At 46.2% G+C, this 22,081-nt stretch carries 26 protein-coding genes; 21 read left to right on the top strand and 5 right to left on the bottom strand.

Features of this window, described 5'->3' with window-relative positions; translation table 11 throughout:
* Positions 1-270: 270 nt before the first annotated feature.
* The 5 genes from R2X38_RS13960 (at position 271) to R2X38_RS13980 (ending at position 5,289) form a co-directional block, all read left to right on the top strand.
* Positions 271-1,713 (top strand): sugar porter family MFS transporter, encoded by a 1,443-nt coding sequence (locus R2X38_RS13960; protein ID WP_317522887.1) that lies wholly within the window; start codon positions 271-273, stop codon positions 1,711-1,713.
* Between the two features lie 72 nt (positions 1,714-1,785).
* Complete coding sequence (locus R2X38_RS13965) at positions 1,786-2,673, top strand: LysR family transcriptional regulator (RefSeq protein ID WP_317522888.1); 888 nt, start codon at positions 1,786-1,788, stop codon at positions 2,671-2,673.
* Between the two features lie 135 nt (positions 2,674-2,808).
* Positions 2,809-3,654 (top strand): aminoglycoside phosphotransferase family protein, encoded by an 846-nt coding sequence (locus R2X38_RS13970; RefSeq protein ID WP_317522889.1) that lies wholly within the window; start codon positions 2,809-2,811, stop codon positions 3,652-3,654.
* A gap of 103 nt (positions 3,655-3,757) precedes the next feature.
* Positions 3,758-4,456 (top strand): GNAT family protein, encoded by a 699-nt coding sequence (locus R2X38_RS13975; protein WP_317522891.1) that lies wholly within the window; start codon positions 3,758-3,760, stop codon positions 4,454-4,456.
* Between the two features lie 98 nt (positions 4,457-4,554).
* Positions 4,555-5,289, top strand: a complete 735-nt coding sequence (locus tag R2X38_RS13980; protein ID WP_317522893.1) for a metallophosphoesterase — start codon at positions 4,555-4,557, stop codon at positions 5,287-5,289.
* A 5-nt stretch (positions 5,290-5,294) separates the two neighbouring features.
* Here R2X38_RS13980 and R2X38_RS13985 read toward each other — a convergent pair whose 3' ends face one another.
* Positions 5,295-5,639 (bottom strand): hypothetical protein, encoded by a 345-nt coding sequence (locus tag R2X38_RS13985; RefSeq protein ID WP_317522895.1) that lies wholly within the window; start codon positions 5,637-5,639, stop codon positions 5,295-5,297.
* 806 nt (positions 5,640-6,445) lie between these two features.
* Here R2X38_RS13985 and mbhE point away from each other — a divergent pair.
* From mbhE to R2X38_RS14020, 7 genes are all read left to right on the top strand, one after another.
* Positions 6,446-9,070 (top strand): hydrogen gas-evolving membrane-bound hydrogenase subunit E, encoded by a 2,625-nt coding sequence (mbhE, locus tag R2X38_RS13990; protein WP_411185318.1) that lies wholly within the window; start codon positions 6,446-6,448, stop codon positions 9,068-9,070.
* Complete coding sequence (locus R2X38_RS13995) at positions 9,070-9,423, top strand: Na+/H+ antiporter subunit C (RefSeq protein ID WP_317522896.1); 354 nt, start codon at positions 9,070-9,072, stop codon at positions 9,421-9,423. The genes mbhE and R2X38_RS13995 overlap by 1 nt, the downstream gene beginning before the upstream one ends.
* Positions 9,420-10,913, top strand: coding sequence for a proton-conducting transporter membrane subunit (locus tag R2X38_RS14000; RefSeq protein ID WP_317522897.1), 1,494 nt, complete (start codon positions 9,420-9,422; stop codon positions 10,911-10,913). Before R2X38_RS13995 ends, R2X38_RS14000 begins: the two co-directional genes overlap by 4 nt.
* Before the next feature lie 12 nt (positions 10,914-10,925).
* A complete protein-coding gene (locus R2X38_RS14005; protein WP_317522898.1) occupies positions 10,926-11,402 on the top strand; it encodes a Na+/H+ antiporter subunit E in 477 nt (158 codons plus the stop codon).
* On the top strand, positions 11,395-11,676 hold the full coding sequence (locus R2X38_RS14010; RefSeq protein ID WP_317522899.1) for a monovalent cation/H+ antiporter complex subunit F: 282 nt from the start codon (positions 11,395-11,397) through the stop codon (positions 11,674-11,676). Before R2X38_RS14005 ends, R2X38_RS14010 begins: the two co-directional genes overlap by 8 nt.
* Before the next feature lie 2 nt (positions 11,677-11,678).
* Entirely contained in the window at positions 11,679-11,975 is a 297-nt protein-coding gene (mnhG, locus tag R2X38_RS14015) for a monovalent cation/H(+) antiporter subunit G (RefSeq protein WP_317522900.1), read from the top strand.
* Positions 11,976-12,090: 115 nt separating this feature from the next.
* Positions 12,091-12,783, top strand: coding sequence for an SDR family oxidoreductase (locus R2X38_RS14020; RefSeq protein ID WP_317522901.1), 693 nt, complete (start codon positions 12,091-12,093; stop codon positions 12,781-12,783).
* A 110-nt stretch (positions 12,784-12,893) separates the two neighbouring features.
* Here R2X38_RS14020 and R2X38_RS14025 read toward each other — a convergent pair whose 3' ends face one another.
* A complete protein-coding gene (locus R2X38_RS14025; RefSeq protein ID WP_317522902.1) occupies positions 12,894-13,523 on the bottom strand; it encodes a flavin reductase family protein in 630 nt (209 codons plus the stop codon).
* Between the two features lie 353 nt (positions 13,524-13,876).
* On the opposite strand from R2X38_RS14025, the gene R2X38_RS14030 reads away from it, so the two are divergent.
* Positions 13,877-14,461: an NAD(P)H-dependent oxidoreductase gene (locus R2X38_RS14030; protein WP_317522903.1), complete on the top strand. Its 585-nt coding sequence runs from the start codon at positions 13,877-13,879 to the stop codon at positions 14,459-14,461.
* Between the two features lie 14 nt (positions 14,462-14,475).
* Positions 14,476-15,039, top strand: coding sequence for a carboxymuconolactone decarboxylase family protein (locus tag R2X38_RS14035; RefSeq protein WP_317522904.1), 564 nt, complete (start codon positions 14,476-14,478; stop codon positions 15,037-15,039).
* Between the two features lie 107 nt (positions 15,040-15,146).
* On the opposite strand, the gene R2X38_RS14040 is transcribed toward R2X38_RS14035, so the two are convergent.
* Complete coding sequence (locus tag R2X38_RS14040) at positions 15,147-16,007, bottom strand: LysR family transcriptional regulator (protein ID WP_317522905.1); 861 nt, start codon at positions 16,005-16,007, stop codon at positions 15,147-15,149.
* A gap of 101 nt (positions 16,008-16,108) precedes the next feature.
* Here R2X38_RS14040 and R2X38_RS14045 point away from each other — a divergent pair, with 101 nt between their 5' ends.
* Together R2X38_RS14045 and R2X38_RS14050 are read left to right on the top strand one after the other, a co-directional pair.
* Positions 16,109-17,110 carry an NADH:flavin oxidoreductase gene (locus tag R2X38_RS14045; protein ID WP_317522906.1) on the top strand — a complete coding sequence of 334 codons (1,002 nt, stop codon included), beginning with the start codon at positions 16,109-16,111 and terminating at the stop codon, positions 17,108-17,110.
* Between the two features lie 194 nt (positions 17,111-17,304).
* Positions 17,305-18,228: a hypothetical protein gene (locus R2X38_RS14050; RefSeq protein ID WP_317522907.1), complete on the top strand. Its 924-nt coding sequence runs from the start codon at positions 17,305-17,307 to the stop codon at positions 18,226-18,228.
* Positions 18,229-18,282: 54 nt separating this feature from the next.
* On the opposite strand, the gene R2X38_RS14055 is transcribed toward R2X38_RS14050, so the two are convergent.
* Positions 18,283-18,843 carry a phosphohydrolase gene (locus R2X38_RS14055; protein ID WP_317522908.1) on the bottom strand — a complete coding sequence of 187 codons (561 nt, stop codon included), beginning with the start codon at positions 18,841-18,843 and terminating at the stop codon, positions 18,283-18,285.
* A gap of 200 nt (positions 18,844-19,043) precedes the next feature.
* Between R2X38_RS14055 and R2X38_RS14060 the strand changes: the two genes are divergently transcribed.
* The 4 genes from R2X38_RS14060 (at position 19,044) to arsB (ending at position 21,293) form a co-directional block, all read left to right on the top strand.
* Positions 19,044-19,400 carry a helix-turn-helix domain-containing protein gene (locus R2X38_RS14060; protein WP_317522909.1) on the top strand — a complete coding sequence of 119 codons (357 nt, stop codon included), beginning with the start codon at positions 19,044-19,046 and terminating at the stop codon, positions 19,398-19,400.
* Positions 19,401-19,438: 38 nt separating this feature from the next.
* A complete protein-coding gene (locus R2X38_RS14065; protein WP_317522910.1) occupies positions 19,439-19,744 on the top strand; it encodes a hypothetical protein in 306 nt (101 codons plus the stop codon).
* A gap of 110 nt (positions 19,745-19,854) precedes the next feature.
* Positions 19,855-20,166: a metalloregulator ArsR/SmtB family transcription factor gene (locus tag R2X38_RS14070; protein WP_317522911.1), complete on the top strand. Its 312-nt coding sequence runs from the start codon at positions 19,855-19,857 to the stop codon at positions 20,164-20,166.
* Positions 20,167-20,261: 95 nt separating this feature from the next.
* A complete protein-coding gene (arsB, locus tag R2X38_RS14075) occupies positions 20,262-21,293 on the top strand; it encodes an ACR3 family arsenite efflux transporter (RefSeq protein WP_317522912.1) in 1,032 nt (343 codons plus the stop codon).
* 68 nt (positions 21,294-21,361) lie between these two features.
* On the opposite strand, the gene R2X38_RS14080 is transcribed toward arsB, so the two are convergent.
* Positions 21,362-21,595, bottom strand: coding sequence for a hypothetical protein (locus R2X38_RS14080; protein WP_317522913.1), 234 nt, complete (start codon positions 21,593-21,595; stop codon positions 21,362-21,364).
* A 12-nt stretch (positions 21,596-21,607) separates the two neighbouring features.
* Here R2X38_RS14080 and R2X38_RS14085 point away from each other — a divergent pair, with 12 nt between their 5' ends.
* Positions 21,608-21,877, top strand: a complete 270-nt coding sequence (locus R2X38_RS14085) for a hypothetical protein (protein ID WP_317522914.1) — start codon at positions 21,608-21,610, stop codon at positions 21,875-21,877.
* The last annotated feature ends 204 nt before the right edge of the window (positions 21,878-22,081 follow it).

Raw genomic sequence — 22,081 nt, forward strand, 5'->3', positions numbered from 1 at the left:
AACGGAAAATATTTTTCGCAATTTGACGTAAGTATCATTTTTAGATAAAACCACCTATTGGCTATAGCCGTAAAAAACTTGTGAGCTTATGATTTAGGCCGTCACCAAGTGGAAAATTATTATCAAGGCGATAAATTACTATTACAAATATTGGTGATGAGAATAATGCCGATGCAAATACCCTACAGTAATTAGCGCATTGGAAAGCTACCCAACTCAAACTTATTCGATGGTTGAGTAAGAGACGGGGATCTCATAAAGGAGTAGAACATGTCACCCACAACCGAGGCTGAAGCCCGAAAACATAACTTTGCTTATATCATCAGAATTTGTTGTATCGCTGCCCTAGGGGGAATTTTATTAGGTTACGATACCGCTGTTATTTCTGGCGCCATCGGTCCTATCAGAGAGCACTTCGGCTTAACCCCGGCACAAACCGGCTGGGCAGTATCAAGTGTTGTTCTAGGGAGTATTATCGGTGCTGTCAGCGCCGGTTGGTCCGCACTAAAATACGGACGCCGTAACACCCTCTTCATCGCCGCCATCCTCTTTATGATCTCCGCCATTGGCTCTGCACTGGCAACCACCTTCTCTTTCTACGTTATCCTTCGCATCGTTGGTGGTGTCGCAGTGGGCTTGGCCTGTGTGGTTTCTCCTATGTACATGTCGGAAGTGGCTCCGAAAGACTTCCGTGGCCGTGCCGTGAGTATGTTCCAGCAGTCTGCTGTTGTTGGCCAAACCGGTGTATTCTACGTTAACTACTTGATTGCTAAAGGTATGAGTGAAACCTGGCTGGTTGATATGGGCTGGCGTTGGATGCTGGGCTCAGAAGTGATTCCTGCTGCGCTGTTTGCTGGTTTGTTGTTCCTGATCCCTGAATCACCACGTTGGTTGGTACTTAAAGGCAAAATCGACCAAGCCAAAGACACCCTATCGCGTATCTCTAACCCAAAACATGCTGACCAGTTAATTGGCGAGATCCAGGCATCACTGGCTGATTCCAATCAGCCAGGCAAAAAACAAGTTAGCCTGCGCTCACCGTTGCTGTTCGCTATCTTGGTGATCGGTACCTTCGTCGCCGCAGCCCAGCAGCTGACTGGTATTAACGTCATTATGTACTACACGCCGGAAATCCTACGCCCAATTACAGGCAGCACAGAGAATGCCCTGTTCCAGACCACTTTCGTTGGTATCGTCTTTATCCTGGGTAACGCACTGGGTATGTACTTGATTGATAAAGTCGGCCGTCTACCACTGATGAAATACGGTACGTTCGGCTGTGCAGTAGGTATGACAGTGGTTGGTTTTGTGCTGTACACCGGAACGGAAGGCTACGCGGCGCTATTTGCTCTGTGTCTATACGTTGTTTCCTACGCGACCTCTTGGGGCTGTGCGTGCTGGACCATGATTTCTGAAATCTTCCCGAACAGCATCCGCTCTCGCGCGATGGCTATCGCGGTAGGTGCCCAGTGGTTCACTGGCTTCATTGTGACCCAGTCGTTCCCAATGCTGAACGAAAATGCCTTCCTGAAAGAGAACTTCAACGGCGCATTCAGCTTCTGGTTGTTCGCTGCCCTGTCGCTAATCTGTATGTTTGTGGTCGTTAAGTATGTACCAGAAACCAAAGGCGTCAGCTTGGAGAAAATGGAAGAAGCAATGGCCAAAAAGCTTGGCAAGAAAGTCCCTGCTAAAACTGCAGAAGCCACAGCTTAACTGATATAAATAGAACGAATGGCAGGCTTTCGTAGAGAAAGCCTGCTTTTGCATCATCACAAGGGAGAAATAATGCTCGATAAAATGGCTTTCTTTGTTTACGTCATCCGCACCGGTTCCATTTCTGCCGCCGCGCGGAAATTCAATATCTCTGTTTCTGCTGGGAGTCGCTGGCTACAGGATCTCGAACAGAGCTTTGGTATTACCCTCTGCCGCCGCACTAACCGGCTATTAACCGCCACCCCGGCAGGCCAAAAACTGGTTGATGAGTTCTCCCCTTTAGTGGATAACGCCGAGCAACTTTGTCGCAGCCTGCAAGATTTCCAGGAACAAGACAAAGGCCATATTAATATCGTCTGCACCCCTGTTTATGCCAATAACTTCCTGATGCATAAGATCAGCAACTACCTGATATCCCATCCGAATGTCACCTTTAACCTCAATGTGACACCGTGGGCACTCGACCATGCTGCTGAGGCCGATTTGGTGATCAGTGCCAATGCTTGCTATCAAGGCTACCAGGAAAAAGATCTGCACCTAGTGCGTAGAGAGCTGATGCAAAGCCCGTTTGTTGCGGTGGCTTCTCCAGCGTACCTGGAGCGAAACCCTGCCCCCGAACTGCCTACCGAACTTTCACAGCATCAATGCTTATTCGCCACCACACTGACAGGCAGCAATGATTGGATCTTTGAGCGCAATGGCGAAACCCAAATGATCAAAGTGCCTAAATCATTGGAAGTCAACGACAGCGATTTACTGTTACAAAGCGCGATAAAAGGCGCTGGAATTGCCTATCTTCCTGCTTTCATTGTTGATAAGCCATTATCTGATATAGAGCTTACCCCTGTGCTGGAAGAGTACGAAACCAGTATCTGGAGCCTCAACCTTTATTATCATCCACCGACAAAAGCCTCTGCGGTTGCGAGTCACTTCAAAAGCTATTTGTTGGAAAGCCATTAGTCATAATCACGAATTCTAAAAAGCGCCTAGGTTTCTAGTAAGTCTTTTCCATTTACGGCACACTCATAAATTGTTGTTAAGGCAGGCTGTTGCTGATATGGCAATCAACACATACCGAAAATGGGGAGGGATTCTATGGCTAAAGACTTAGCTCAAATGGGTACAGCGCATGTAAGGAAGACGAGATACTTAAACCAAGCTGCTATAGAAAAGCGAAATACGACCAATGTTGAAATCTACTTTTATCAGCATGTTGCACCATTGCTAAAAGAGAGCGGCGCTCACTCGCCCTCTCTTTATGATGCCGACCCACTTTCCAGAAAACTGGTGATGGAATTTATCCCGACACCTATTTCGGCTGAGGCGTTATTCCTCGAGCCAAAAGCTTTGGCACACCTTGCAGCTATCCACAAGCTTCCTCCGAGTCAGGTATTTCAACCAAGCTCATATACGGATAAACATCCATTAACCAATATTGAGCTCCATAGCCATGAATGGACCCAGCAGCAAACTGACATCACCTTTGAGTGTCTTCGTTTGCCTGCTCAAACCATGGCATTTATCGAAAATATACGCTCTCGTAGCCAATGCCTATTCAAAAAAGACAACCTTATTTCCGGAGATAGCAACCACGGTAATTGGGGATTAAGAGAAAAAGGCGAACTCGTGCAATTTGATTGGGAAAGGTTCGGCTATGGCAGCCCGGCTATCGATTTGGCGCCGATGATTCCGAAGATGGGGACGAGGGACGATTACAAAAACATTGCTACACAATATGCCCAATTCAACCCATATGCCCCACTCAATGAGATCATTAAACAAGTGGTTTGCGCCAAAGTATGGATCATCACCGAAGTGGTCAGTTTGCTTGAAATACGCGATAACCCACAGAAACAACGCTACTTTGATTGGTTCAACCAACAATTACCGGCATGGATCCAAACTGTGCAGACCTGGCCTGAGTTAGATTGTGTGAGTTGATAAATCAAGATTTTCTAACCCATGCCACAGAAACCCCACAATAGTCGGTAGTAACCTGTTGGTTTCAACAAGAATAATTCCACATAACCTTTTGGTACATCCTATGTATTTCAACCATCTGCAACAACCTATCGGCTCACCAATGCCTGATTGGCAAGGTGCCGCCGTCCCAGAGCCTGTTACACTTTCCGGGCACTATACCCGCCTAGAACCTCTTAACCCAACCGCCCATGGTGATCAGCTGTTTGCAGCATTCTCTGCCGACCAAGAGAACCGCTTGTGGACCTATATGTTCATGGGTCCATTTGATAGTAAAGAGAGCTTCTTTGAATGGCTTAATCCTCTAGAGCAAAGTCGCGACCCACTTTTCTTCGCAATTATCGACCCAGCTACTGACCGAGCTGTGGGTATCGCTTCCTTTATGAGAATTGTTCCACAGATGGGCGTGATCGAAATCGGTAACTTCCTTTTCTCGTCAAAGCTACAGAAAACACCAGCAGCGACCGAAGCCATCCACCTGATGCTCAAACATGCCTTCGAGGTACTGGGCTACCGCCGTTGTGAATGGAAGTGTGATTCTCTCAATCACCCTTCACGTCGTGCAGCTGAGCGGTTAGGGTTCAGTTATGAAGGGTTGTTCAGGCAAGCCATCGTCTACAACGGACGAAATAGAGATACCACTTGGTATGCCATTATCGACAGCGAGTGGCCGCAAATCTCCAGCGCTCATCAAGCTTGGCTGTCGGCTGATAATTTCGATGAAAATGGTATGCAGAAAAAACGCTTGGCAGAGCTACTATAGCTAGGCATGGCCTAGCTCTTCATTGCTTACTCATTGGCATTCAATTAATCTGCGCCCTATTGAGCTAATAAGAAACAAAAATCAACAAAGGGATAGCTGTGAAGATTTACCAGATCACCGACACTCACCTAGCCGAGGCTAGCAATGACCTAGATACCAATCTCATCAGGCTATTAGACATTGTTAACCAAGATAAGGACGAAAAAGTCTTGCTGCTAACCGGTGATCTTGCCAATGCCGCAGTCCCCGCTGCTTACCAGCGTATCCGAACTTACCTTGAAGCCTGCGAGCTCATTACCCATTGCTATGCGCTTGCAGGAAATCATGACGATCTGCATGTTATGAAAGCTTGCTTCAAGGGCAGCAAAATTAAGATTCGCCAATCAGCGACTGTGCACGGCATCCCTTTCCATTTCCTCGATACCAGCGAAAAACCACTGGGCAGATCTCTGGAGCTTGGTGCCGGAAGAGTTACAAGCAGAGAGATAATGGCCCTAAAAAAGGCCATAAGAAAAACACCAAGGCTAATCATCTCACACCACCCGATCCTTGATGTTAGCGAGCAATGGTTCAAACAAATTGGCATTGAAAACCAAGCTGAGGTGGTCCGCTGTTTTACAAGCAAGTGCAATGTGATTAGTGGCCATGCCCACCATTATTTCGATATCAAGCAGGGCAACGTGCGCCAGTTGGTCGGCATTGCTTCAGCCTATGGTTTTGAGCACCAAAGTAATACCCCACAACGGAGTGACTGCCTGGGGATGAGCATTTATAAAGCCAGCTGGTCAGAAGGCGAAATCTGTGTCGAACACCTCAGTAACAACCTATTGTAGCTCTACTACTGTAGCTCAACGCCATCAAGCTCCACAATGGCTTGTGACATTGGTAATACCTGCCCCTCAGAAAGGAGGGACTCAAATTTTTCATTCGGTAGCGCCACAGAGTAAGCACAGCGATCCTCAATACATACAAGTGCTTTGTCACCAGAACGACGAATCTCGGTGACCTTTTGTGTCATTGCCATACCCGCAACAAGTTGCTCGCCGGAAGGTGATAGATCGAACAAGGTTGCAGTGCTTGGATACAGCACATCAACCTGCTCAACGCTTTCAGTCGGTGTTGATGTGCATGCACTTAAGGCAAGGGCAGCAAAAGCTGGCAACAGAAGATGCTTGGTTTTCATTGTGTCCCTTAATAATAGATTCCCTCCCACAATAGGAAGAATTAGATAATATCCTACATTATCGAAAGTTTAAGGCCACTTACCTTTGTCTATATAGTCACTAAATGTCGCAAAATGACTCGTTGAAATAAAAACTGTAACTCTTGGGTTAGTAACTCGTTTATGCCCAAAAACGAGCTACGCCACTCCGTGCCGTTAACTCCCTTAGGTACAATTACTGCTAAGTCCAATATCACGGCACTACAACAATAACCATTTTGATCCTACTCGCCTAAATGCGACTTTGTTCTTACTTTTGTAATGGAGTGTAAATAGCTGTAAAACACATTTAAGCCCACCATCAAGCTTCATTTTTCCCGTCTACATTGTAATCAGAAGGATCCGAAGCAATAGAATTCACTGTGTGGATACGGAGGTAGTTATGAAAAAGTACTGTCCCAACTGCAGAACCGAATTGATTGACCACTGCAACAGATTCGTTTGTCCTAGAAACGAAATTGGTGAATGTACTTATGATGGCTATGAAGTCTATCGCCTATACCAAGAGACCCATAATCTAATGGAAAGGCATAACAGCTCGATCCATGACCAGGAATTAACGACTGTAAACTAACAGCCATTGGGCAAGACTTGAGTCCATCAACATCACAGGAGCATGTAATACGATAACCTTCGACGCGGAAAATAGGTTTATGGATTAACCTTAAAAGCACTAAGTACAGCCAAAGGGATGAACAACATTAGTGGCAGATAACCGAAAAAAAACAAAGCCTTTACTCGATAGCGGTAAACACCATTACAGTCTGATTGGATTTGTGGTGTTTCCCGCCCTAATATTTGCTGCGTCTATCTTTTACTACCAGCCCTCCCCAACCGGGCTTCGTTGGTCAGCATCATGGGTTCCCAGCCTCGACATCAACTTGAGCTTACAACTTGATGCACTCTCCTTCGTTTTTGTCGGATTAATCAGCAGCATAGGTTTTTTTATCCAACTCTATGCGTTGGCTTACATGAAGGATAAAGCAGAACGCTTTTCTTTCCACCTCTATCTCACCCTGTTCATGCTTTCTATGCTTGGACTAGTGCTGAGTGACAACATCATCTTGATGTTTGTATTTTGGGAACTCACAACAATTACTTCTTACCTGCTCATCGGTTTTAATCATGAAAATGAGAAGTCACGTAAGAACGCCCTGCAATCTTTGGTTGTCACAGGGGCTGGCGGCTTAGCACTGCTAGCTGGTTTGATCTTATTGGGGCAAATTTCCGGTAGCTATGACATAAGCACTATTATCGACAAAGCGGTCAACGCCAAAGATGATGTGATGCAACATCCCTACTTTACCCCGTCTTTGGTACTGGTTCTGCTAGGTGCTTTCACCAAATCGGCTCAATTCCCTTTCCACTTCTGGTTACCTGGAGCCATGGCTGCACCGACACCGGTCAGTGCCTTCTTACACTCGGCAACCATGGTTAAGGCTGGCATCTACCTGTTGGCAAGGCTCTCCCCTGTTTATGCCAGCAGTGATATCTGGTTTTACACTCTCATTGCCGTTGGTGGCTTCACAGCACTGTGGTCGGCAGTTATTGCGCTGATGCAAAAAGATCTCAAGCTGATGCTGGCTTTCAGCACCAATACCATACTCGGGATCCTGACTTTATTGCTCGGAATCGGAACAGAAACGGCCTTGGCTGCCGCTATCTTGTTTATTCTTGCCCATGCCTTTTATAAGGCAGCATTGTTCATGGTGGTCGGCAATATAGACAAAGCAACCGGTACCCGCGATATCAGGGTGCTGTATGGTTTGAAGGCTGTTTTGATCTTTAGTTTTGCTTCTGGCCTCATTGCCGCCCTATCAAAAGCCGGTATACCTCCGCTATTGGGTTTCCTGAGTAAAGAATATGCCTACAAGGCAGGCCTAGAAGTCCATGGCATCGTGATGTTAGCCCTTGTCATGATAAACGCAGTGATGGTCGCTCTTGCCATTGCGGTGATATCGCAGCCGTTTTTGCGGGAGAAAATTGAAGATAACCCCACAGTGAAATCCATTGAGGCAGAGGTAGGTTTCTGGATCCCACCCATGGTCTTAGCCTGCTGCAGTGTTATTGTTCCAACCCTAGGTTTAGGTTGGCTCAATGAATATGTGCTCTCCACAGCGATTTTTGAAATCAATCAAGTAGAGCAATCTAGCCCAGTGAAGTTATGGCATGGCATCAACCTGCCCTTAATTATGAGCGCCGTGACCTTAGTAATGGGTATCCTTATCTTTAAATACATGTCGTCAGTTACCCAAGCTTTAAATAAAGTGCTTAACCCTCTACCAGTAGCTAGTGACGTTTTTGAAAAGTGCATGGCATCAATGCTGTCTGTTGCCACCTGGCAAACAGCGCGTTTACAGCAACGTAGGCTTAGCGTGTATGCCTTACTATTCTTCTCAATGCTTGCTGCGATTTTGCTGTTGAGCCCAATTTTGCCAAATGGCGACTTCCTTGAGCGTATCCTTGCGCTCAAGCTGTACGAAATTTCCATCGCATTGCTATTGATTGCTGCCGCCCTGTTGTGTGTTTTCTCAACCTCACGGCTGCTTTCAATTGCGGGACTTGGTGCTATCGGCTTTTTGATGACCTTGGTCTTTATGATTTACAGCGCACCAGATGTGGCCAAAACCCTACTTCTGGTTGAAACCTTAATGGTGGTGTTTGTCGCGCTGTTAATTCGCCATTTGCCCCATTTCAGTACAGTAGCAAAACATTCGATGAGTCGACGGGCTTTCCATGCAGCCATTGCTGCCGTTATTGGTGTTTCCGTTACAGCGTTGCTCATTACTATAACCAAGGCGCCATTAGAGTCTCCGCTTGCTGACTTTTTCGCTCAAAACAGCGTCCCAGGCGGCCATGGTCGAAACATCGTCAATGTTATTCTGGTCGACTTCAGGGCCTTCGATACCATGGGTGAGGCCATTGTTGTGGTCATTGCAGCGATTGCCGCTATTAGCTTGTTCCAAAGCCACTCCCAGCAGCAGAACAGGATCCCATCTCTGATTTTCAGCACAACCGCGCATATCGTTGCTGTATTGATGATGGTCTTTTCTCTGTACCTCTTACTTCGCGGCCATAACTCACCGGGTGGCGGTTTCATCGGTGCACTGATTGCCGTTATCGGTTTAACCCTACTTATTTTTGCCGAATCGCCACAATATGTCAGGGAGCGGCTTGGCTATAGACCGATGAATATTGCAATGGTTGGGGTATTCCTGAGCTTATTAGCAGGCGGTATTGGCTTGGTGATGGGGCAACCTTTCTTAACCGGAATTTGGTGGAAGGAGATTTTACCCTTGGGCACACCGCTCATTTTCGATGTCGGCATCTATCTCGCCGTTATTGGTGGTGTGCTCGAGGTATTGTTACGCGTGAATGAGGAGCTCGATTGATGGAAATACTTTGGAGCTTGGTCGTTGGGGTATTTGTCACAGCAGGAGTTTACCTCATGCTAGAGCGACATATTATACGTATTCTTCTTGGCCTTATCTTGATCAGCAACGCGGTCAATTTGGCCATTTTCACCGCAGGCCGCCTAACGCCTGGTAATCCGCCCCTGATCGTTCTTGGCTCAGTATTACCACCTGACGGAGCTGCGGATCCCCTGCCGCAGGCATTGATTCTAACGGCCATAGTGATTGGTTTTGGGTTATTGGTTTTCGCATTGATGCTGCTGTATCGGGCATACATCGAAACAGGATCTGCTGATATCGATGCCATGCAACATTCAGAGGAGGATCAATGACCTCAGCTTGGCTCACACTACCTGTTGTTATCTCGCTACTAACCGCAACCGGTGCCTTTTTTGTCCGCCACAACCACAAGGCCATAAACTGGATAAGCGGTTCGAGCGCTCTTCTGTCTGTATTTTGTAGTGTGCAATTACTAGCCGATATCACAGCAAACGGCCCCTATGCCGTTACTTTCGGTAACTGGATGGCACCATTTGGTATTGTGTTTGTTGCGGATTTCCTTGCCGTCGCGATGACCGTTATCACTGCTATCATCGGTGCAGTCACCGTGTTTTACGCCATGGCCGATCTCAGACATAAGCCTTCTTATGGCCTCTACCACGTGCTGTTTCATGTCTTGCTGGCGGGGGTATACGGCGCATTTCTGACCGGCGATATCTTCAACCTCTATGTATGGTTCGAGGTCATGCTCATTGCCTCGTTTGGCTTAATGATTGTCGATGCCGAGCGCAAACAAATCGATGGGGCAGTTAAATACGTCTTGCTCAATTTAATTTCAACTCTAGTCTTCCTGTTAGCCATTGGCTTGACCTATGGGGCAACGGGAACCCTTAATCTCGCCGATTTGCACCTAAAATTCCCTGGTGTGGAGACGCAAACAGCCACTTTGCTGTCAGCGCTATTTCTATTTACTTTTGCCATCAAATCAGCCCTATTCCCGCTGTTCGCCTGGCTTCCGGCGTCATACCATACACTGCCAAGTGCCGTTGTCGCCTTATTTGCTGCACTGCTCACTAAGGTGGGGGTTTATGCCCTGATCCGTATATTCACCTTGGTATTTCCGCTTACCGAAACCGGTTGGCAACCCCTATTGATTTGGGTCAGCGGACTAACCATGCTTACCGGCGTATTGGGAGCAGCCAGCCAATTTGATATCAAGAAGATCCTTTCTTTCCATATCATCAGCCAGATTGGCTACATGATTATGGGCTTGGCCCTATATACGCCAATCGCAATTGCTGGTGCGATTTTCTATATCATTCACCACATCATCGTAAAGGCGAACTTATTCTTGATTGGCGGTTTTATTGAGCGAAAGTATGGTACAAGTCAGTTGCGCCATTTAGGCGGTGTTTACAAGGCCATGCCATGGCTTGCCTTCCTGTTTCTGATCCCCGCTTTCTCGCTAGCCGGCTTCCCACCGCTATCTGGCTTTTGGGGTAAATTTTTGGTTATCAAAGCCAGTATAATTAATGACTACAATGTACTGGCGGCCACAGCTCTGGTGGTTGGTCTATTGACTATTTTCTCTATGACTAAAATATGGAGTGAAGCCTTCTGGAAAGCGCCTGCAGCAGAGCAAACAACACAAGAACTTGCCCTGCCTACCACACTGCTTTACTGCTTGCCCATTGCCACCTTAACGGTGATGACAATAACTATCGGGCTGGTGGCTCAACCTTTCTTCGAGTTTGCCAATGAAGCAGCAGAGCAGCTATTGAACCCAATACAGTATATTCACGCTGTACTGGGTGAGCCTTAAAGGAGCAAAGAAATGAGTTATTTTATCCTAAACCTGTTTCTTGCCATGACATGGACACTGATCAACGGTCAATACAGCAGTATAGATTTCATAGTAGGCTTTGTTGTTGGGTATTTTACCCTTAGCCTATGCCAACCGTTTGGGTTAAAAACCGGTTACTTCAAGAAATTTACCGCATTCGTAAAACTCGGTATTTACTTCTGTTACGAAATGATCGTATCTGTCGCCAAAGTAGTTTGGGATGTCATCACACCAACCCACCTAAGCCAACCGGATATCGTCTACGTTCCGCTTGATGCAGAAACGGATCTTGAAATCACTCTCTTGGCCAACATGGTGTCATTAACACCAGGCAGCTTGAGCCTTGATGTCACGGCCGACAAGAAGTATCTCATCTTGCATGTCATGTTTGCCCCAGATCATGAAAGCGTCAAGCAAGACATAAAACAAGGCCTCGAGGCCCGGATATTGGAGGTAACACGTGACTGATTTCCTTCAAGTAAGCATTCAACTCTCGTACATCGGATTGATTATCAGCTTGGTATTGGCCTTTATGCGTCTGATACTCGGGCCAACCTTGGCTGACCGTGTGGTGGCATTGGATCTAATCTCTTTCGTTACTATCGGTTTTATCGCCGTCTACACCCTAGACAGTGGCCAGAAGTCATTGCTCGATGTTGCCATTACCCTTGCATTGGTCGCTTTCCTCGGCACTATTGCGTTTGCAAGGCTTATCACTAAACAAAAGCTTGATAAGGGTTAACCATGGACATTTTAATCAGCATACTGCTGCTTTTCGGCACCTTTTTCACCCTTGTTGCCAGCCTGGGGATTGTCCGAATGCCCGATCTCTATACCCGCATGCATGCCGCGACAAAAGCCGGTACCGTAGGGATTTGCTTCATTTTGTTGGCCGTTTCATTTTCAATGCCGGAAGTCACAGTGATCTCCAGGGTAATCGGTACGATTTTATTCCTCTTCATCACAGCCCCTGTTGCAGCCCACCTGCTCGGCAAAGCAATGCGACAAGCTAACTATCAAATTTGGCGTAATAAGAAGTAGATAGTCTCACGTTCGACATTGTCGAATCTTCTTTGATTTGTACCCAATATTCGTTTTTAGCAGCCTTCTGTGAATTAGAATTTTGCTGTGCCAATTAATCGATGAGGAATAATCAATGTCTACTGTATTGATCACTGGATCTAACCGCGGTTTGGGGTTGGAATTTGTCCGCCAATATACAGATAAAGGTTGGCAGGTTTTGGCAGCATGCCGCTCGCCAGAACGTGCTATAGAACTAAGTGAATTAGCAAAACAGCACCCAAGTATTGAGTTGCTGACGCTCGATGTGACCAAAGAGTCTGACATCCATGCCCTAGCCCAGCAGTTAAACGGTCGCGCTATTGATCATCTGGTACTCAATGCCGGTGTGCTCGGCGATGATTGCGCAACACTTGGCGAAATGACCCAGTCTAAGTGGCTGGGAGTACTGACAATCAATACCGTGGCCCCAGCTTTGCTGATTCAAGCCCTGCGCGAAAATGTGGCCGCTAGCCAGCACAAAACTATCATTGGTATCTCCACACGAGTAGCCAGTATCGGCGATAACACCTCTGGTAATATGTATAGCTATCGAACGTCAAAAGCCGCGCTGAACCAAATCTTGGTCTCTGCTGCCCAAAACCTTCGCGAGCAAGAAGTGAAAACCCTTGCTATTCACCCGGGCTGGGTGCAAACCGATATGGGTGGCGAGAAAGCGACTTTCACACCTGAACAAAGCGTTTCTGGGATCATTAGTGTGGCTGAGAACCTTACACTGGAAGAGTCAGGAAGTTTCCGTGTCTTTGATGGCTCGAGCATTGAGTGGTAAGCCTCTTATACCTACACCTCCCCTGCAACTCCTTGTAGCTATCTAGTTTCTTCACTACTAGCACCAATCACACCGGTCAGTGACGGTCTGTCGCTGGCTGGTGATTCTTCTCATAATAACTTTGGCTCTATACCGGGTTTGGCATAACTCAATCTGCCAAGTCGCTGAGTTACGTGGTAACTATCAAGACCGGAGATAGCCACACTGCCCAACGCTTCAATATCAAGGTACCCCGCTTCCGTCATTGCACTTTCATCAAGCTCTAAATGTGTGATTTCACCAATCACCATCTCCACACTGTTTATCTCCAGCGTCTGGCAAGAACGCAAAGCTAATGCGTATTTTAGGCGACTCTCTGCAACAAAAGGCGCTTTGATACCATCCAGCCATTGGGGTGTTAGCCCTACTTCAGAAAATTCAGAAACGGTTTCCGGATACCGGGCTGACGTTTGGTGTGCTTTCTGCCATATCTCATGGTTGACATGGTTAATCGTGTATTCGCCAGAGCCCAAGATATTTTCGAGCGTATCCCGCCTTACTGTATGTGGACGCATGATCATACCTATCAATGCTGGGTTGGCACCAAGGTGAAAGACAGAACTCACTATCGCTAAATTGGTATTGCCGGCGCCATCTTGGGTGCCGACCAAATTGGCACTTTTAAAACCTGAAAGACTGTTGATCAAATTAGCCCGGTACCGGTCATCCATATCCTTAAAATCGGCTTTGCGAAACATCATTACCACCACCTTGTTAAATGAGGGACTTGTAAGAGACAGTCCAATTTATACTCATCAGCAAAGCAGGTTGATCACTTTTTTAAGCTTCGTTAAATCTGTTTCTCTCCTCTCATTAAGACAAGGTAAGGCGACTGCACTAGTGGAAATTTCAGAATCTAAGCAGAAAGCTTATTGCAGATAAGGCATTGAAATGTAAAAGAGTAAATCTTAATCCGCAACTTTGATTGGTAGGTTACCAAAAGTTAACTAATTGCATTCAAACTCTAGGTAACCATAATAAACCACATCAGCAAAACGATTGAAATTATCGTTAGCACAGTACAGTCCAGTGACATCAATTGAAGGATATAGTTATGAGCAACGTTCTTATCATCAACGCCCATGAGCCATCACCTTTTTCAGAAGGCAAATTGAATGCAGCCCTAGTAGAAAAAGCACGAACCCAATTGGAGGCCAAAGGCCATGCTGTTCGGGTTGTGACTATGCAGGACGAAATTGTTGTCGAAGAACAGCTAGGTCACTTTGACTGGGCAGATCGTGTCATCTTGCAATCACCGGTCAACTGGATGACGATTCCATGGTCGTTCAAACGTTATATGGATGATGTGTTTACAGCAGGTATGGGTGGGGCTCTATGTCACTTTGATGGCCGCAGCTCAGACACCCCTACAAAGAATTACGGTACTGGTGGCACACAAACCAGTACAAAATACATGCTTTCGTTCACCTTTAATGCGCCAAAAGAGTCATTCAACGATGAAAGCGAATATCTGTTCGAAGGTAGAAGTGTCGATGATTTGATGTTCCATATGCATGCTAACTTCCGCTTCTTCGGCATGTCTGCACTACCGACATTCGCCTGTTATGACGTAATGAAAAATGGCGATATCGAAAATGACTTCAAACGCTTTGAAGCTCATCTAGACGCCAATTTTTAACAAGGAGCAGTGAAATGACCAAGTTCACCTATTACACAGCTGATAACGCGCCAGAAGAATCGAAAGAATTGGTAGAACAGTCCCTCAAGGGCTTTGGCATGTTACCCAACCTGCACAGCGTTTTGGCAGAAGCCCCGGCAACGTACCAAGCCTACAATACGACCTTTGATTTATTCATGAAGAACACGACTTTCAGCCCTTTGGAGCAACAAGTCGTGTTTATGACAGCCAATTTCGAAAACAACTGCCATTATTGCGTTCCCGGCCACACTTGGATGATGAAAGCTGGGAAAATGCCAGAAGATATGATTGAAGCTTTGCGTGAAGGTACCGTCATTCCTGACGCCAAACTGCAAGCACTGCATGACTTTACAAAAGCACTATTGGATAACCGTGGCCACATTGGTAACGAGCGACTGCAAGCTTTCTTGGATGCAGGATACACCAAGAGGCAAGCATTGGAAGTTCTGACAGGCCTGTCCGCGAAGTTGATCTCCAACTTCACCAATGCTTTAGCCCACACAAAAACAGATAAGCCGTTTGAAAAATTCGCTTGGACGCACCCTAGCGAAAGGTAGAAGCCTTTATCTGTAAACTCAGCCAACAATTCAGCTGACAATAAAGCAGAACAAGCCCATAGCCTGTTCTGCTTTTTGCTTTCTTTAAATGGCTGGTCTTGTGAAGACTAAACAAAAGCCTGCATCCAGTGATGATGCAACTGCTTATGACGGCACATCCAGATAGTCTGTTCGCAACTATACGGGCAGCCTTCGATACTAATCACTTTCAAGTTATGCTCACGGGCAATGTAGTCTGGCAAATAAGCCAGCATCCCCTGCGTTTTCACCATTGCGATAAGCATTGAGGCCGTATCAACCCTTGCCATAATGTGGCGGCTAAAATCATCATTATGCCAACCATCATGACTTCGGCTTGTATCGACGCTGCCATAAATCGCTTTTGATGGGACGACAAATGGGTATTCCAACACTTCTTCAATGAATACCGACTTTTGCCCCCTTGCAGCCAGAGGATGGCTAGAATCCACAACAGTAACAAAATTCACGGTACTGATTGCATCAGCCACAATTTGCCTATCGCTCGGGTTTTGCGTACTGAGACTTGATACGAGAGCCAAATCAACATCATGTTTACGGAGTAATGCTAAATCTTGGGCATCTTTGGTTTCCAAAGATATATGGATTTGCTTTGCCGAAAGCCGCTGCAATAGTGTTGGTAAAAAATATCCCAGAATAGCTTCCGAGCCACTTACTCTCATATGCGGTCTGCGGGGTTTTCCTAGTTCACGTTCAATCTTGTCATTAATTGCCACAAGCTCTATGGCCCGTTGAAACAGCATCTCGCCGGATGACGTCAGGGTCCAATTCGCACTATGTCGGTTAAACAATTCCTGTTGATAATAGGCTTCTATACGCTTGATAATTTTGGATAGCGTACCGGGCTGCATATCTAATTGGTTCGCTGCACTGCGTAAGCTGGGCGCTTTCGCCACTTCAACAAAGATTGCCAAGTCATTCAGTTTCATGCGTTGCCCATTTGGAAACGGTTATAGAATAAATGTTTCTTATTTATCGAGAGCAGCTAGCATAGAATAGTCAGTCATAGAATGGAATACCGAGGGACACTATGTCACGCTTTACCCCTATCAGCACTGGCTCAATCCGTCTGGATAATCGCTTAGTTGTACCACCAATGGCTTCCCAAACAGCATCTATTGATGGCATGGCAACCAAAGCCACAATCGAACATTACGACAGGCTTGCCCGATCTGGAGCTGGTTTGGTGATGGTGGAATACAGCTACATTCATCCTTCTGGACGCAGTGAATCCCACCAACTTGGTGCACATAGCGATGAGTGCATTGAGGGGATGAGAGATATCGCCAAGGCGATTCATACCCACGGAGCTAAAGCTGGCTTCCAGCTGACCCACTGCGGCGGTAAAGCCCAGCTTGATGTCTGCCCTGGACTTATGGCGCCATCGGGCATTACTGTGCCAGCTTATGACAGAACGTTACCTACTCCTAAGGCAATGACAGCCGAAGATATCATCAGTTGGCGAGAGGCCTTCATGCAGGCAGCAATACGCGCGGCAGAAGCAGGCTTCGACTTCGTAGAACTGCATTGCGCGCATGGTTATGGCCTCAACCAGGTACTCTCCCCCATCACCAACCAGCGCAAGGACCAATACGGGGGCACTATCGCAAACCGAGCGAGGTTGATTGTCGAAATTATCCGCCGAATCAAACAAACGGCACAAATTGGCGTGATGGTACGTATTCCCGGCCAAGATCTGTACCCAGAAGGGTTAACACAGAAAGATATGGTACAGGTTTGCCGACTATTCGTTGAGGCTGGCGTTGATATCATTGATGTCTCTTCGGGCATTGGTGGCTGGAATAGGCCGAAAGATCGTCGAGGAGAAGGTTATTTGGTTGCTGAAGCAGCTTATCTCAAAAGGTGCGGCCTCAATGTACCTATTATCGGCGTCGGAGGCATTGAGACCCCGGAGTTCATTGAACAAGCCTTAAGCGAGCAATGGTTGGATATGGCTGCGGTAGGACGGGCAATATTGGCCTCTCCGCAGGATTTCTTTGACAACGTAATGAGCCAGACAATGCCGGCTTAATGTGATTCTCTAAGCCCAAACTATTCCCAGGCTCACCTTATCGCTTGTGGTAGCTCTAAACGTTATGGGTTACCACTTTGGTAGCCCTTTTTTCATTAACTTTTAGTTATCCTAAAGGTAATCCTCAGCCTATTTTCGGTTAATAAAAACTCATCTACTATTTTTTCAACACAACAAGATTGAGAGAACAGAAGATGATTTCATTCAAGCAGCTCCTTGTAGCAATAGCACTTTACACCTCAGTAACTTTTCCAGCCATCGCCGAGACCGAGATAACACCTCCAACATTCGAGCCGGTGATCTCGCTACCAGCAGGACACTTTTTTGAAAACCTTACCTATCTCAACAAAGACGAATTAATCGTGACAGATTACACCGGTATGTCACTGTATAAATATCATCTTGATGGCAAAGCTAAACTCTGGGCTAAAGTCGACGGACACCCTGTTTCACTTCGGTTTGGTGAAGGGGGCAATGGCTTACTTTCCGTCCATGAAATTTCAATCCTGGAAGGTGACAGCTTTGTAAATAGCATGGCACTTTACAAAATCAATCAAGATGGTCAGCTTGAACGTCTGATTGCTCTGAATACGCCTGCTTTTCTCAATGGAATGGCCTATTTGGGCAACCAAGAATACCTCATTGCAGACGCACTCAATGGCAAAATCTTCAAATTCGATATGGCATCGAACAAGCTCTCAATCTGGCTTGAAGATACGATGCTGGAACCGGAGAAAGATCGCCCAGGGCTACCGGGTATCAACGGCATTCAGCTCCACGGCGGAGACTTATATTTCACCAATTCAGCCAAACAAGTTGTGGGGAAAATTGAAATTACCGAAGGGCGAGCAGGCGAAATTACAGTGTTAGCCGATGATATCCAAGCAGATGATTTTACCATTGATGAAAAAGGCACTTGGCTGATCACAACACACCACCATGAGGTGATCAAATTTACTCAGGACGGGACAAAAACGGTGGTTCTCAACCATGGCATCGATGGCAATACCGCGATCCAGCAGAGTACCCGCGAAGATAACGTTTTCTATATCACCAATGATGGCGGCTTGCTATTTGGTGGCGAGGAAAATGCCGGACTACACAAAATAGCCCTGTAATAGCCAATTATTCATTGGCAAAAAATGGCGACGGCCTTCCCGTCGCCATCCATTTCACCACTTCACGATTCCTAGTGTCACTTTTACCCCACCCACCAAGGTTGAACCACCGTAATCCTTGGCAAGACGCAACAAAGTGTCATGAAATCCTAGATTAGGAAACGCCGCTTCCACTTCTGCAATAATTTCCTTACTCAAGCCTTTTCGGATGGTTCCTTTTGAAGCATCTATCCAATCGGCTTTGCGGCAGGCTTCAATCACCTTTTGGTGCTCCCCTTTGTAAGGTGAGATCTTATGGTGCCAATGAATTGCACCGCGCAGCGCCTCTGGGTCCAGACCCCACTCAAATTTCTCATTATCGGCCAGTGCCACGGCTTCGGAGGGCTCCAAGTATGCCAATTCGTGATCGGTCCATAACCCTATATCGTGATAGACAAAGGCCGTTTCGACCAATTGTTCATACTCCGCATCATTTCCCAGAAAGTGCATGGCGTAAGTAATAGTGCGATAAACATGGTTCCGGTAACCGGCGTAATCATCACCGATTTGGTCTTTATACCGTGCGAACAGCATTTCAACTCGTGGACGCTCAAGCTGTATATCTATCTGGGACATGCCTTATGCTCCTTTGGAAAAGATCATATTCGCTAAAATATACACAGAATCATAATTATATTATTGATTTATCAACGCTGTAGTTAAGTACAACAAAACGGTGAGGTCATTCACTTCATAAAGTGTGGTTTATTATGGTAACCTTAAAACTTAAGTAACCCTGTATACTTTTAGTGACCAAGATAAATGAGGTAGATAACGTGGAAGGCGTCGTAAAGATTGATAGCAAAGGGCGCAAGTCAGTCGACAATGTGTGTAAAGAGCCTTGCGCCATTGAAAAAGGCATGCGCCTGATAGGCGGCAAGTGGAAAGGCTCGCTGATCTATCATCTGAAAGATGGGCCTGTCCGTTTCAATGATTTGGCACGCCTTCTGGGTGGGGCGAGCAAAAAAATGGTCGACCAGCGCCTCAAAGAGCTTGAAGCTGAAGGTATGGTTATTCGTAAAGTAATTAGTGACCGCCCTATCGCCGTCAGTTATGAACTCACTGAGTTTGGCCGCACTGCCCTTAAAATATTGGATGACCTACGCGTATGGTCCGAGAGCCATAAGCTGTAATCCACTCCAGTAAAAAATATCAAAGCGAGGCTTGATTAATGGCTATATCGTTAGAGCAAGCAAACGATCTACTAAAGAGCTGGGGTGCGACTGACATTCAGTGTAATTTAACCTTGCCTGCTAACGCAGACCAACTAGAGTCGGACACGAGGATCAAGAGCCTGTTCTTGATTCAGGAAAGTCTTGAGCTGTTGTTCGATGACGCCAAACAACGCCAAGGCTTCATGACATCGACACACAAAAACATGTTCGACAACCATAAGCCATTATCGCTTATTGCCAACGGTAAGCTTGATGATTTGATAGAGGTGCAGCGACAAATCAGAAGCTTAGTGTGTATTTAAATACGTAAACCTAACAGTGATTTATCACCTCATTAAGTTTTGCTTGTAATACGTTATCCATAGGCATACCATTAATCGTAATTTGACGATAAAGACAATTGCGAAGAACTATGGCAGATTGCTTAACTAACCTAGATCCCATTAACGTGGATGAAGCGACTGAAAAAGAAATCGCAGCCTATGCCAAGGCTATCAGTCATCCTGCTCGTGTTCGCTTATTGAAGATACTTGCTAGCGGTCAATGCTTAGGTACAGATCTTGTTGATCAGCTCGACCTTGCTCAGTCCACTATTTCAGAGCACCTTCGGGTACTCAAGCAAGCAGGGCTAGTTCACGCAGAAGTACAGCACCCCCGTACATGCTTCAGCATCAAACCTGAAGCGATACAAAGAATGAAAGATTTACTTGGCTATCTAGCCTAAGAATCATGAATGCCTGATAAAAGACATCTCAGGCATTTTTTAAAATTACATTAATCGTAATTCGACGATTACCGATAAACAAGGTACTAATAATCATGGGCATTTTTGAACGTTACCTCAGTGTCTGGGTCGGTTTGGCTATGGTGGCCGGCCTAATCGGCGGCACCACTTTTCCTGGGCTTTTCTCCTTAATGGGTGGATTGGAATACGCCAACATTAACTTCATCATCGCGGTGCTGATTTGGCTGATGATTTATCCAATGATGATGCAAATTGACTTCTCTTCTATCAAAGATATTCACCGCCGTCCGAAGGGATTAATCATAACCCTAACCGTGAACTGGCTGATCAAGCCTTTTTCTATGGCGCTTTTGGCTGTCTTTTTCATCAAATATCTGTTCGGTGACTTTCTAGGGTTGATCACGCCAGATCTAGCCAATGAATATGTTGCCGGCATGATCTTACTAGGTGTAGCTCCATGTACGGCAATGGTATTTGTGTGGAGCCAATTAACTAAAGGTGATGCCAACTACACCTTGGTTCAGGTTGCCGTCAATGACCTGATTATGGTTGTTGCTTTTGCTCCTCTAGCTGCATTCCTGTTGGGTGTAACCGATGTGAATGTACCATGGAGCACACTCATCATTGCAGTGGTCCTGTATATTGTCATTCCGCTAATTGCAGGCTTGATAACCCGTAAAGTATTGAAGTCAGAGCAGGCGCTGCAGCAATTTGGTAACAAAGTTAAACCGCTTTCCATCCTTGGTTTGATCAGCACTGTTGTTCTGCTGTTCGGTTTTCAGGCACCGCAAATCCTAGCAAACCCACTTGATATTGTATTAATTGCTATCCCACTGATCATCCAGACATTCTTGATCTTTGCTATCGCTTACTACTGGATGTTCAAGTGGAAAGAACCTCACCGTGTCGCTGCACCTGGCGGTATGATCGGTGCTTCTAACTTCTTCGAATTGGCAGTGGCGGTTGCTATCAGCTTGTTCGGCCTACATTCCGGCGCAGCACTGGCGACAGTCGTTGGTGTACTGGTTGAAGTACCCGTCATGTTAGCCCTGGTTGCGTATGCCAACAAGACCCGCGATAAATTCCCGGTTGCCCACGCCCACTAACACAAATTGGCAATCCAGAAAAAAGCAAAGGCCCTATAGGGCCTTTGCTATAACTATCGTTATTACATTTACTGGTAGCTCACTTTCAGGCTTTCTCTGGCATCCAGGTTGTCTTTGGCATGTTTCGGTGCTTCGGCCAGTACATCCCTACTCCCTTCCTCACCTTTAGCGTTGAGTTTAACTGAAGTGATTTGCCAATTGCTTCCTGCTTTGGTCAGCAAGAATTCATACTCGCCTGAAATTGCCCAGAAACCCTCCTCGCCCAACCAATGGCTATTCCTGGACTTAAAAAACCCAATCATATGGGCTTCACCGTGCCAAATATTGATGAAGAGGTATCGTATTTCAGCAAACACTTCGGCTTTGGGCTTGCCTATGAATTTGGCCCATTCGCTGCTGACGACAACTGGATGGCTGAGCATCAAAATGTGAATCCTCGTGCAGAGATCAGCAAAATTGCGATCATGAATGCCGGTGGGATTAACCTGGAAATTTTTGAATATACCGACAATATCCACCGAAGCAAAACAGCGCCGAACAACGCTGACATCGGCTGCCACCACCATACACGGGCTAATTACTGATTAACGACAACCTCTGAGCCATAAACTATCAGTGCCCTTTATCTTGAGACAGATAATCTCGCCCCCAAAGTTAGGGTAGTAATCGACTTTTTCAGCCAAAAATACGGCAGCCCTTGTTATTGGGAAAAACTTTAATTGGGATAACACTGATAAGATGATCGACCTCTTAGTTTTACATCAAAGTCATCACCCTAATCCATGATT

Source organism: Photobacterium rosenbergii, from assembly GCF_033022775.1.
GTDB classification, from domain to species: domain Bacteria; phylum Pseudomonadota; class Gammaproteobacteria; order Enterobacterales; family Vibrionaceae; genus Photobacterium; species Photobacterium rosenbergii_A.